The 11,787-nt window shown below is 58.9% G+C and carries 9 protein-coding genes; 8 read left to right on the plus strand and 1 reads right to left on the minus strand.

The features are described from left to right. Positions 1 to 126: 126 nt before the first annotated feature. Positions 127 to 2,367 carry a putative bifunctional diguanylate cyclase/phosphodiesterase gene (locus ACVI9W_RS24230; RefSeq protein WP_461531522.1) on the plus strand — a complete coding sequence of 747 codons (2,241 nt, stop codon included), beginning with the start codon at positions 127 to 129 and terminating at the stop codon, positions 2,365 to 2,367. Between the two features lies 1 nt (position 2,368). On the opposite strand, the gene ACVI9W_RS24235 is transcribed toward ACVI9W_RS24230, so the two are convergent. Continuing rightward, positions 2,369 to 5,971 (minus strand): dermonecrotic toxin domain-containing protein, encoded by a 3,603-nt coding sequence (locus ACVI9W_RS24235; protein ID WP_461531523.1) that lies wholly within the window; start codon positions 5,969 to 5,971, stop codon positions 2,369 to 2,371. A 423-nt stretch (positions 5,972 to 6,394) separates the two neighbouring features. On the opposite strand from ACVI9W_RS24235, the gene ACVI9W_RS24240 reads away from it, so the two are divergent. From ACVI9W_RS24240 to ACVI9W_RS24270, 7 genes are all read left to right on the plus strand, one after another. Beyond that, a complete protein-coding gene (locus tag ACVI9W_RS24240) occupies positions 6,395 to 6,625 on the plus strand; it encodes a hypothetical protein (RefSeq protein WP_461531524.1) in 231 nt (76 codons plus the stop codon). Between the two features lie 64 nt (positions 6,626 to 6,689). After that, positions 6,690 to 6,986, plus strand: a complete 297-nt coding sequence (locus tag ACVI9W_RS24245; protein WP_461531525.1) for a DUF3077 domain-containing protein — start codon at positions 6,690 to 6,692, stop codon at positions 6,984 to 6,986. Positions 6,987 to 7,199: 213 nt separating this feature from the next. Continuing rightward, on the plus strand, positions 7,200 to 7,493 hold the full coding sequence (locus ACVI9W_RS24250) for an acyl-CoA-binding protein (RefSeq protein ID WP_461531526.1): 294 nt from the start codon (positions 7,200 to 7,202) through the stop codon (positions 7,491 to 7,493). A 505-nt stretch (positions 7,494 to 7,998) separates the two neighbouring features. Beyond that, positions 7,999 to 9,156: a hypothetical protein gene (locus tag ACVI9W_RS24255; protein ID WP_461531527.1), complete on the plus strand. Its 1,158-nt coding sequence runs from the start codon at positions 7,999 to 8,001 to the stop codon at positions 9,154 to 9,156. A 75-nt stretch (positions 9,157 to 9,231) separates the two neighbouring features. Beyond that, positions 9,232 to 10,347, plus strand: a complete 1,116-nt coding sequence (locus ACVI9W_RS24260; protein ID WP_461531528.1) for a glycosyltransferase family 61 protein — start codon at positions 9,232 to 9,234, stop codon at positions 10,345 to 10,347. 431 nt (positions 10,348 to 10,778) lie between these two features. Continuing rightward, positions 10,779 to 10,955, plus strand: a complete 177-nt coding sequence (eppA, locus tag ACVI9W_RS24265; RefSeq protein WP_191831747.1) for an EPS-associated small membrane protein EppA — start codon at positions 10,779 to 10,781, stop codon at positions 10,953 to 10,955. Positions 10,956 to 11,211: 256 nt separating this feature from the next. Beyond that, positions 11,212 to 11,769, plus strand: coding sequence for a polysaccharide biosynthesis/export family protein (locus tag ACVI9W_RS24270; RefSeq protein WP_461531529.1), 558 nt, complete (start codon positions 11,212 to 11,214; stop codon positions 11,767 to 11,769). The last annotated feature ends 18 nt before the right edge of the window (positions 11,770 to 11,787 follow it).

Here is an 11,787-nt window from a genome sequence, read left to right on the forward strand (position 1 = left end):
CTTTTTCTATAATGGGTGAAACGTTTCAGTTCGAGCATAACGCCAGCGCGCTAAAAAAAGCCAGCCTCACTCAATATTGCGCGCGACACGCCGATAAAGCGGTATGCCGACGCGAACAACGGACCTATGAGCACAAGAATCCTCGCCCTTGATGACAAACTGGTCCTGCCCGCGACCCTGGGCACCACCCTCAATCGCTTGCTGCCGATCGGCTTTGCGCTGATCGGCATCGGCCTGTCGGTGGCGCTTGGGCGCCTGGACGTTCAGCGCCAGGAAAGCGAACTGGTGGCCAATGCCGGCGCACGTCTGTCCGGGGTGCGCGCCGCCCTGGAGGCGCAGTTGCGCTCGGCGTTTGGCGAGACCGAAGGCATCGCCCAACTGATCAGCGCCGACGGCCAGATCAGCCCCGAGCACTTTCATGACATGGCGCGCCAGGCCATCGCCTCGGTACCGCATATCCGCCACATCTCGGTGGCGCCGGGCGATGTAATTGCCGATGTTTATCCGATCAAGGGCAACCAGAGCGTCATCGGCGTCGACTACCGTCACCTGCCGGACCAGTACCCGATGCTGCAACGCGCGCGCGACCACTATAGCCCGGTGCTGGCAGGGCCCGTGCAGCTGTACCAGGGCGGTCGCGGGCTGATCTACCGGCGTCCGGTGTTTCTCAAGGGGCATAAGGGCGTCAAGCTGTACTGGGGCAATGTCTCGATCGTGGCAGACATTGACCGCTTGCTCAGCGCCGCAGGGCTGGACCTTGATCCGGGCTTTGAACTGGCTCTGCGTGGCGCCGATGGCCAGGGCTCGGTGGGTGCGATGATCTGGGGTAACCCCAAGCTGTTTGAAGAGCATGCGGTAACGGTCAATGTCGATGTGCCCGGCGGGTTATGGCAACTGGCGGCGAGCCCCTTGGGTGGCTGGCCGTCCATGAGCCTGTTTGCCTCACCCTTGTTCCTGTTCGCATTGACCTGTACCGGACTGTTCAGTGTCTTTGTCGCCCAGCTCAACCGCAGTAACCACCTGATCAACCTGCGCAACCGCGAACTCAAACAGTCCCAGGCGCAGCTGGAGCGCCTGGCCCATTATGACGTGATCACCGGTTTGCCTAACCGGGTGTTGTTCAATCACCGCCTGCAAGAGGCGATCAACGCTGAGCAGCACCTGGCCGTACTGGTACTGGATATCGACGGTTTCAAGCAGGTCAACGACAGCCTCGGGCATCCGATGGGCGACCTGTTGCTGCAACAGGCCACCGCGCGCTTCGTGCAAGTGCTCGATGATCAGGATGGCCTTTGCCGCCTGGGCGGGGATGAATTCGCGTTCTTGTTGATTGGCGCTGAGCACGCCTGTATTGACCGGGTTCAGGGCCTGCTGCAAACCCTGCAGCTACCCTTTGACCTCAATGGCAACGCGGCCTTGGTCACCGGTAGCATCGGTCTTGCCTGGCACCCTGAACATGGCCAGAGCAGCGACCGCTTGATGCGCCATGCCGACACTGCCATGTATGCCGCCAAGGAGAGCGGGCGCAACGCCTGGCGGCTGTACCACCCGGACATGACCGAGCGCCTGCAGGAGCGTCTGTGCCTGGAGCGCAACCTGCGCCGGGCGTTGCAGAACAATGAATTCGAACTCTGGTACCAACCGAAGATCGACCTGTTCAGTGGGCGTGTCGAAGGCGCCGAAGCGTTGCTGCGCTGGCGCGACCCTGATTATGGCCTGGTATCGCCGGCGCAGTTCATTCCGCTGGCCGAGCGCACCGGTCTGATCATTCCCCTGGGGGAAAAGGTGCTTGAGCTTGCCTGTGAGCAGATCGCCGCCTGGCGCGCTGCCGACTGCCTGCCGGGGCCGGTGGCGATCAACGTTGCAGCCTTGCAGATCGAGCGCAGTGACTATGTCGCCAGCCTGTCGCGCAGCCTGAAACGTTATGACCTGCCGCCGACCCTGCTGGAGGTGGAGATCACCGAAAGCCTGTTGATGGAAAGCCAGCAGCAGGCCTGTGCGGCATTGGCCCAGCTGCAGGCCATGGGTGTGGCAACCGCGGTGGATGACTTCGGCACCGGTTACTCGTCGCTGGCCTACCTCAAGTCGTTGCCCATTGACCACCTGAAGATCGACCGCGCCTTCATCAAGGATTTGCCCGCTGATGATGACGCGGTGGCGATTACCCGGGCGATCATCGACCTGGGCCATGCCTTGGGCTTTCACATCACCGCCGAAGGCATCGAGACCCAGGCCCAGTATGACTTCCTGCGCAATGCCGGCTGTGACCAGGGTCAGGGTTTCCTGATGGCGCGGCCAATGCCTGCGCAGGCGTTACAGACCTGGCTGGCTGACCGTCAGATGCGCCAACACCTGGTGATTGATTGAGTCAGCGGTGTTCAATCTCCAGGTCCAGCAGCCGTTCTGCAGGCAGCGCCAGCATGCGTCTGCGGTAGTACTGATCCTGGTCCATGCGCGTAAGACGCCGCCAGGCCTCGGCATGCGAGTCGGGCAGGGTGTCGCGGTACCAGTTGCTCTCGACCAGCGCTCGCAGGTCGCGGCGATACTGCAGTGGCAGGCGCTCCCAGATGCCCATCTGGTCCGCGCTGGCGCCGCCGAGCAGCTCTTCGTAGTCAACGTCCGGAATCAATAAATCTATACCGGTGGCCTGGTAGTAGCTGTCGATTTGCGCCCCGACCTGTGCACCCAAGACGTTGCTCTCCAGTCGAAATGCCCGCGCCACAGGGTGTGGGATGGCTTCTACCGCCGGCAGGTTCACCAGCGGGTTGTAGGCGAAATCCAGCAGCAGGGGGTCGACCAGTCCCTGCAAGCCGTTGGGCAACTCGCGCAGGCCACAGCGGGTCAGGAACACAGTGCGCAGATGGGGTAGCGCGGTGAAGTCCGGAGCGCGGCCCAGCGGGCAATGCGAGAGGTCGAGTACGCGCAGGTTGACGAGGCTGTCGAGCCTTGCCTGGGCGACGACATCCCACACCAGTGGGTTGTGCTCCAGGTCCAGCCATGCCAGCGTCTGTGGCATGCCCACACGGGGCATCTGGTTGACGCCACAGCGGGTCAGCCGCAGGCGCTCCAGGGCGGGGAAGCGCTCGTACAGTTCTGCCGGCAAAGTCGTCACACCCGGGTTGCCGGAAAGGTCCAGTTCGCCGATATGAGTGAAGTCATCGGGCAGCGCCAGCGTGATAAGGTCCTGGTCATTCAGACTTAGGGCCGAGAGGTCCAGGGTATGCAGGGCGTTGCCGTTCATCAGCGTCTGCCCAGCGTTACGCCGCCAGGCATTTTCTATGCGCTGGATGGCTCGCCGCCGGTTTGGTACCGGCACTGCCCAGTCGACCAGGTCGCGGCGCAGTTCCTGCAGTCGATCTTCCAGTCGATCCAGTTCGAGCGTCGGCGACAGGCCCCGATTCCGCCAGTTCTGGATGACCGCCTGAATGTGCAGATCGGAGGTGCTGGGAAACAGCCGCCGATAGCGCACCGCCACCGACGTGTGCAGGAACTGCCGCGAGTAACCCCGGGGCGCTTCGCCGCCGCGTAAAATCCCTTCGCCCCAACGGCTTGGCTGATAACCCCACAGGCTTCGATTCAGTGCGTCGCGGTCATCGGCAACCATCGTCAATACGCGCTCGCGCAAGGCTTCGCCAGCATTGGCCGCAAGTCCCATGGCCAGACGCTTCTGGCTGGGCAGTGCCGCCTCGACCGCGCGACACAGGTCATGGTCGATCATCCCGGGAGCAGGGCGTTCACCCAGGTAGGCCTCGTAACCATCAAGCGATTTGACCACCACCCCTCGCTCGCTTGCCTGCACCTCGCCAATGGCGTGCAGCACTGTACCGTGCGGGCTGCCAGCGCGAATCTCCAGGCGCAGCTCTGGCGACCAGCCGGGCAGGCGCTTCAGGCACACCAGCAACAGTCGTTCGCTGTTATTGCTGACCAGCCGCGGCAGCCACAGCCCCAGGGCGGCGCGGGTCAGCGGCAGGTCGCTGGCCAGTTGGCTGGCGCGTTGTTCCAGCGCGGCTGATAACGGCCCCTCGGTGCGCAGACTTTCAAGGGTATAGGCCAGCGGCTCGGGGATGGGTTGATTGGCCAGGTGGGTCTGCAGCACGTGTTCCTCGCTCGTACCGCTGACCTGCAGCGCCTTGAGCAGATCGACATCAGCCAATCCCTGATAGTCCGGACTCAACCGTCGCACCAGGCGCGCGCCGGACCAGGCATGGGCTTGCTCGTGTTCTGCGCGCCAGGCGCCTTCGCCGTTGTGCTCCAGCAGTGGCTGATAGGCCTGCGGGTCGCTGGGGTGAACGATGCGCCAGCGCTCCAGGGCAGGGTCCAGGCGCTGCTCAAAGACACGACCATCGAAGCGGATAAAGCTGCGGCCTTGGTGCTCGAACTGCCCGGCACTGTTGGCTTGCAGCTGTTCGGGCAGCACAACGTCACTGGCATAGGAGACAAGCTCGGGACGCCACAGGCGCTGCGTACCTGCGGCGCTGCGAACGGGTTCGAGACTTTCCATCAGCGGGCTGTTGAACAGTTTTGGCACCACCTTGCCGGCCACATGCAGCCCACCGATCAGTGCCAGGTTCAACCCGACCGCTTCCAGATGGCGTAGGGCCAACTGACGATCACCAACGCTCCAGGCCTGGTAACCCTCATACACCTCGTCGAGCAACTGACAGACCATCACCGCCGTCATCAGCGTGCCGACACCGGGAACGAACAGACCGGCTACCATCAGCGCATTCAGGCCAAGGCTCTCGTACAGTGCCTGACGCCGCTTGCGCGCCTGCTCGTCGGCATCGGCGGTCGGCACAGCGAGCTGACGGGCCTCGGTTTTTAGCCGGGTGACATGGTCCTGGTGGAGGAAGCTGAACAGCTCACCTTCGATGGCGACCGACTCCAGGTACAGCGACGCGTTACCGTTGGCATCAAGGTTCTGTCGCAAACGGCTGAGGAACGTTTGCTGCTGATCGCGCGGGACGTAGGCCAGAAAGCGTTGCCGGAAGTCCGCCTGCCGCAGGTCATCGCGCAGATGGTCATGCAATGCGGACAGGTTTGCGAACTGGCGCAACGAAATCCCGTGGCCCGGCAAGTGGAGCAGCAGGCCCGTTTCGCCAAGGTCGAGGATCAGCACCTCGTGCAAGACGATACCGAACAGGCGCAGCTGGCTGCAGGTCAGTGTTGTGCTTTCGTCGAGCAATGTCTGCAGCTTGTCCAGTGCCTTGCCGTTCACATGGTGACGGAGGAAGGCGAGGTCCGCGGCCAGGTGCAGACGATCCTGGTGAACCCTGATCGCCAGCGTGGCGACCTGCGCGGGGGCGAACACGGATGCCAGGTGTACCTGGTAGCGCTGACCGAGGTCCAGGGATCGGCAGGTACGTGCGAAATCTTCCGGGGACAGCCTTAAAGGCTTGATCGCGTAGGCCTCGGATTCCAGCTCGATGTCGACCAGTGTTTCGCTGTCACCCAGCGTGGTCTTGCCAATCACCACGGTCTTTTCAACCTGCGCATCACCTGCCAGGACCAGCGCGCTTTCGCGGCTGAACTCGATCGCGTTTTCGAAGTTGTGCAGGGCGGCGTCGAGCAGGCTTCGGCGTTCGTGCTGGCTGACGTAGGTTTGCCAGGTAAACAGGTGATGGATGTGGATCAGTTCGCTGCTGCGCAACGGCACCGACAATTGGTGGTGGGTTGCCAGCGCTTGCGCCAGCAGAGGTTCGGCGAATTCTGCAATGTTCTTCAAGCCCTTCAGTGCGCGGGCCAGGGTGTTCTGCGAGTGCGCCAGGCGTGTCTGGCTGGCTTGAACGGCCTCGCGCAGATCGGGTGCGGCATTGGCGAACCAGTCGGCCTGTTCGCCGGGCAGACCTTGGGCGGGCAGCAGGGTTTCGTGCAAGGTTTGCCATTGCTCGGGGGCGGTGTGTTGACTCCAGGCCGGAAGCTGACGCGCGATCAGTTGTTGGTGCGGGTTTTCCAGGTCTATGGATGGCATTTGCAGTGCTCCTGTTCAAGGGGCACTCAGGAGGCGGGAGGCGAGGGCGGCCAAGGTGGTAAATAGTTGTTCATGACGCTGTGGGAGCGGGCTTGCCCCGCGATAGAGGGCGAATGATTTATCCAGCACCTTTTCAGATTATCCCTCTTCCTTGTAGTCCATTTCCCAAAGATACTTGCAGCGACTTTGAGCCGTTGCGCTGCTCTGGAGTGCAGCCTAGTCTCTGCCGGTCGTTGGCACTCAACGACCGGCTTTGACAGGCTGACAAACTTCTCCCGACACGTGCACGCTTTATGGCGGTTGTACGTGGGGCACCTCGTGTGCGCCGAGTTCGGGAGTCCTCGGTCTGTCAACCCGCGTACAGCTGCCACCCTCCTGTTTGACAGCAGGTCTGTAGCAGTATCACTGACTTCCGAGGTGTATATGCTCAAGATCGTCCCCGATCCACCCCTCCATCTCCATGACCATTCCCTTGAAGACCTCCTCGTGCAGATCTCGGAGTATCTCGTCTGCGCACTGACCGTGGCCCAGCAGACGGTACTGCTGCACCCGCAACCGCCCGGGCAGATTCTGACGCTGGCGACCATGCATGAAATCGACAGCGCTCGCAGTCTGGTCGAGCTGGCGCTGAGCAAGGTGCAGTTGCGCCATTGAGTTGAAACCTTCGCGGGGCAAGCCCGCTCCCACTGTACTGTGGGGCGGGTATGAGGACGTGGTGATGACAGACAGGAAAGAATCGAAAGACAACATCGGGCTGCTCAAAACCTGTGGCATCGGCAGTTTCGGCGAAGGCATCGGCGGGCGAGTCGAGGATCGTTTGTTCCACACCACTGCAGGGCATGATCTGGGCTATGCGCTGGAGCAATCCACCGTGCTGATGAGTTGCGTCCACAAGCTCACCTTGCAAGCCGCGGTCGATCAGGACTACACGCTGGTGTGGGCGGCACATTACCTGAGCGGGATGGCCAAGGCGCTGGTCGAGGATGTGGCCCATGTTATAGCCCCCGAAATGTAGGAGCAGGATTGCCCCACGAGAACTACCTATCATTTTTGCCAGTTATGCGTTGTGCCGCGACTCAGTAATGTGATTGAGGCACTGAGTAATATCGAGTGCGACATCAATTCGCGACTTGATTGGGGGCTGTCCCGAAAATGGTTGCGATGAGGAAGTAGCGCGCAAACCGCACCTGAAGTGAATGTGACAACAACTTCGCCAAGGAGCCTCACCATGACCATAGATTCTACAATCGAAGCAGAATACCGTCAGGCCATAGACAATCTTAGGGGACTGAAATTCAGGCCAATTAAGGCATATCGGGCACTCTTCTGGATGCATTTCAAGCAGGAAAAGTACGGGAATTATAAACAAGGGATGGACACCGGCTACGATCCGTTGAATTACAAAGATGATGACGCCGATATAAAAAAAGAGGGGTGGGGGGCTCTAACGGGCATGTCCCGCGAAACGGCGATGGAGAGGTACCTTGACCTGGCCAAGCTTGTTCTGAAGTACTACTCGTAGTTTTGCTCCGAAGCGTGCAGGCAGATGAATAAGTTGCCTGCGCGCAACTCGCCAGTAGTCCCTCCCTGGTTAGCAAAACCATCCTTTCCATGCTGAGGGTATTCAATCAGGTCCATCCGGACCGGGGCCTGAATGCCCGCCACAGGCAGGTGTCAGGCAGCGCCTGCCCCGTCCTTACGTTACCGACTTGTGACGCGGCTGTGTGCCCGCGCTGGAGTCGGGGAACCATACACACCCACGTATACAATGTGACGCCAGCCCGTAGCCGTGGGACAAGCGCGCTCACCGCTCTACGCCTGCTCCGAAGGAAAATTGGCGCCATAAAATACATGCGCAGACCCTCAACATTCGGCTTGCAAAGTCGCTACCCAGCACCTTTAATTGTTACTGAATGTGAACGAGTCGGATCGCTCGTTATGGGCACATGTCGTTCAAGAATATCTATTCGGGTGCTACTTGATGCTTTACTGATCTGCCACCAGGCAACAATTCACAGGACGAAGAAATGAAAGCGAATTTGGTGGCAGTTGTCCGAAAGCATGTATCACCGGCAATGCGTTATGAGATCAGAACTGCGTTAAACAAGTTGCACGATATTCTCGGGCGCGCGTGCTTCTGGCGCTGGGAGATCGCAAGGTTCCGGCTGCAGCAGGAAAGCCCGTTCGAAATTCTGTATGTCGGCCGCAAGCAGTACCGGGATGTGGCCAAGGTGCTCATCGGCGGGAAGTCGCTGAGGGATTCGCCTGTGGCGCCCGATCAGGCGGTACCGGCCGAATCGAGTCATGTGGTGGTGGTCAGTGAGATGCCAACCTCCGGGGCCTTGAGTGTCCCTCACTATCTGAGTGCTGTGGTACCGCTGCTGGGGCGCTCCCTGGAAGAGATCACTGCCCGCTACGACAGCGAGCTGCGTCGAAGCATCCGCAAGCACCGCCCGCTGTACTGGATGAAACAGGCGCTGTCGGATGAAGAGATTGCGATGGCCGACAAACACCTGCTGCGCGCCTATGCCACGGCCAGGCAAGGTGAGCATGCGGCACAGTTTTCCACCGAGACGGTGTTTCGCCTGGCCAAGACCGTTGGCCGGCTCGACCTGATCATGCAGGGGGATGAGGTGGTTGGCTGTCACCTTGGCTGTGAAATCACGCGGGGTACAAAACGCTACTGGAGCACCCTGCGTTTTGGCTATTGCGAAGCGGTTTTTTCAGATGCGAAAAAACTCAAAGAAGCCAACTCGATCAACACTTACATGGCCCTGGAGTGGGCCGTGGAAAATGGTTTTGACTATTACGACATAGGCCTTTGTCTGGCACGTCCGGATGACGGGCTGTTGAAGTGGAAACGGCGGCGCGGCGGCGATATCGATTCGTTGGGCAATCACGCTTATATGTTTGTGCGGTTGCCAAAGACAGGCACGGCCAAGTTCTTGTGGGACACGCCGCTATTTGCTGTTGAAGGCGACAAGTTGACGCTCCATCTGGGTTTGCCGGACGGCGCAAGTGATGACGAAGTTGCCGACCGTTATCACGAAATGGTGTTTGGCGGATTGCACAAAATTTATCTCTACGGTGGTAAAAGTTCGGGTGAGCTGTTTGTGGAAACGCTGCGAAGTCGTTACGCCAACTTGCAGTCCCCGCCATTGATGGAACGGATTCCTTCCAACTAAGCAATATTCAGGGTCGAGGTCAACGCGGGCGCTGTGCGCCTGTCGATTGACCGTGCCTTGAGGGGAGTGATCTTCATGGAAAGTAATCTTTCGAATTTCAGTGCGTCGAGCGCTGGAAAACAAAAAAGAATCTCACTTTCCGCCTATAAATTCATGGCGAGAAAACTGTTTGCACGCAAAGCGGAAATCAACCTGAAAAATGTGGCGGCGAAAAGCTGGGAAATTGCCCCAGGTGAAACAACGATTTCGCCCCCGGCTTTTTTTCTGCCCGGCCAGTTGGAGCGCGTCAGTGCATGGGAGGCGCGTTTTTTTCCGTTCGAGCATCCTGCCCGTACCATGCACGGGCGCCTGAGGATGGAGCATGGCGCGACACGCGGCCACCTGATAAAGGACGTCTGGCTGATCGATGGAGCCCTGTACAAGGGCAACGCCAGCCTGTGGTTGTCGCTGAACCCCACCAAGCTTCCACGCATCGTTGTGGACACCGAGATCGAGCGTGGGGCCGCTTATTGCACGCAAAATGGCAATACCTGGTTTGGTACATGGTTGATGGAAGACTGCGTGACCTACGCACTGGCCTGCAACGAAGGGGTGCCGGTGACCACCGCGCCATCCGCCAGGTTTCCGATCTTTTCCCAGGCGCCCGCCTATGAGAACTGGCTCGGCATGAAGCCGGTTCGCTTGAACAGTGCGTTCTTTCGCGAGCTGGTGCTGTTCGATGACTTGAGCAACAACCGCAGCCGACATTTACGTTACCGCGCAATGGGGGAAAAACTGCTCTCGCACGTGAGCTACGCCTCTCACCCTGGTGTATTCATTCTTCGCGGCGGGGATGGCGACTTACGTTTATTGCGCAATGAAATCGCAATTGCCGAGCATTTGCACAAAACCCGCGGGTTTCGCATTCTCGACCCGTTGAGAACGGATGTTCCGACCATTGTCGCGACCTGTGCCGGGGCGCGAGTCGTGATGGGGGTGGAGGGGAGCCAGTTGGTACATGGTGTCAATGTACTGCAGCCGGGTGGGGCGTTGTTGGTACTGCAGCCGCCGAACCGTTTTGTCAGCTACTACAAGTTCCTCACAGACCGCGACAATCAGCACTTCGGCTTTGTGGTCGGAACGCCGGAAGGCGATGGCTTCAAAATCGATATTGAAGAAGTTGAGCGCACGCTGGATCTGTTTCCGCTATAGCCGCGCACACTTGAATCCCGAGGCTATACGTCTGGTACGAAGCAGAAATATTCGTATTTGATTTCTCAGCGTTGAAACACCCTTTCTCGTTTTCGGCGCCAGGTTCGTGCTGGCGTCGGTTACCTGTCGCCTTCATCAAGCGAATTTCGGGGGGGAGGATGGGCGTTTTTTTCGCCCGTCAACAGACCGGATATCCCCAGCATTCACTGAAGAATGGCGGTCTAGAGCGCTTGGCCAAATGGGCCCGAGACTGAATAAATCCGCTGACGGCATTTTGACGCGAAACGGCGCTTCCCATTGAGATTTATTATGGTGTCGGATCGTTGACGTAGTGTCATTGTGCTCATAAGCTCAACTCAACAACGCAAGAATCTTTCACCCGCCGCACGCTGTTGGTTTCTTTTTTATACCAGGCCTTTCTGGAGGGGATTATGCGCTCGACACTGTTGATCAAGTCGATTTTTCTGTTGGTGCTTATGAGTGGTGCGGCGGGGGCCGCCGATTCTTATGTTAATAAAACAAGTGTCGTGCCAATCGGCACGGCGGGCTGGCTTTTTGCGTTTGCAGTGATTGGTTTTATTGCGGTCGCCAACAGACGAAAAGTGTAAGCGAAGTTAATGAGTATCACGATTAATACTATTGTATTAATACAGTGCCGCGGTATCTGCTAGCGGCTTGTTTATTCTCAAGCCATTGCTATATTCCATTGGTCTGTCGCCGTCGGGCGCGCTGATCGAAGGACGCGGTACCGGCTTCGCGGAAGATCGAAGCCAGCGCAGCGGGTTGTAGGGCTGCGAAGAGAGCGAGAGTTTGTGTGCTGTTCTCAATTAGTGCTCATTTGGCCGCTTGGCCGGAGGGATCCTCATGCTACGTTTGATGACTTCTGTGCTCTGCGTGCTGGTGGTCTGGTCTGGTGCTGGCAACGCGATCGAAAAAAATTCCCCTTATCTGCTCAATCCCGGCGACGTGGTGTCTATTTCCGTCTGGGGTGATGAAAAGCTGCAAGGGGAGGTCAGCGTGCTTCCCGATGGCAGTATCACCTTCCCGTTGGCAGGGCGCATTGATGTTGCAGGGCTCGATGCCACCGCCGTCGAACAGAAAATCGCTGCCAAACTTGAAAAATTCATCTCCGATCCGACGGTCAGTGTTGTCGTCAAAAATGCCGCCGGCAATCTGCTCTTTGTCCAGGGCAAAGTGGCCAAGCCAGGTGCGGTGCAAATGGCAGGCCCCACGGCGGTGTTGCAAGCACTGAGCATGTCAGGAGGTCTGGACAAATTCGCGGACGTAAGTGAAATCAAGGTGGTCCGTGGCACAGGCGATACACAAAAGATAATGCCCGTGCACTATAAAGATTTGATTTCCGGGCGCGATATGTCTACCAATATCCAGCTCCAGGCCGGCGATACGCTGGTCGTACCTTAACTTGCCTGACCTAATAAG

The sequence above is a fragment of the Pseudomonas sp. 210_17 TE3656 genome, assembly GCF_054821965.1.

Coding starts and splice junctions, on each gene's coding strand:
- eppA (WP_191831747.1), top strand. CDS start 10,779: ATGCGCTCGACACTGTTGATCAAGTCGATTTTTCTGTTGGTGCTTATG.
- ACVI9W_RS24260 (WP_461531528.1), top strand. CDS start 9,232: ATGGAAAGTAATCTTTCGAATTTCAGTGCGTCGAGCGCTGGAAAACAA.
- ACVI9W_RS24270 (WP_461531529.1), top strand. CDS start 11,212: ATGCTACGTTTGATGACTTCTGTGCTCTGCGTGCTGGTGGTCTGGTCT.
- ACVI9W_RS24230 (WP_461531522.1), top strand. CDS start 127: ATGAGCACAAGAATCCTCGCCCTTGATGACAAACTGGTCCTGCCCGCG.
- ACVI9W_RS24255 (WP_461531527.1), top strand. CDS start 7,999: ATGAAAGCGAATTTGGTGGCAGTTGTCCGAAAGCATGTATCACCGGCA.
- ACVI9W_RS24240 (WP_461531524.1), top strand. CDS start 6,395: ATGCTCAAGATCGTCCCCGATCCACCCCTCCATCTCCATGACCATTCC.
- ACVI9W_RS24245 (WP_461531525.1), top strand. CDS start 6,690: ATGACAGACAGGAAAGAATCGAAAGACAACATCGGGCTGCTCAAAACC.
- ACVI9W_RS24250 (WP_461531526.1), top strand. CDS start 7,200: ATGACCATAGATTCTACAATCGAAGCAGAATACCGTCAGGCCATAGAC.
- ACVI9W_RS24235 (WP_461531523.1), bottom strand. CDS start 5,971: ATGCCATCCATAGACCTGGAAAACCCGCACCAACAACTGATCGCGCGT.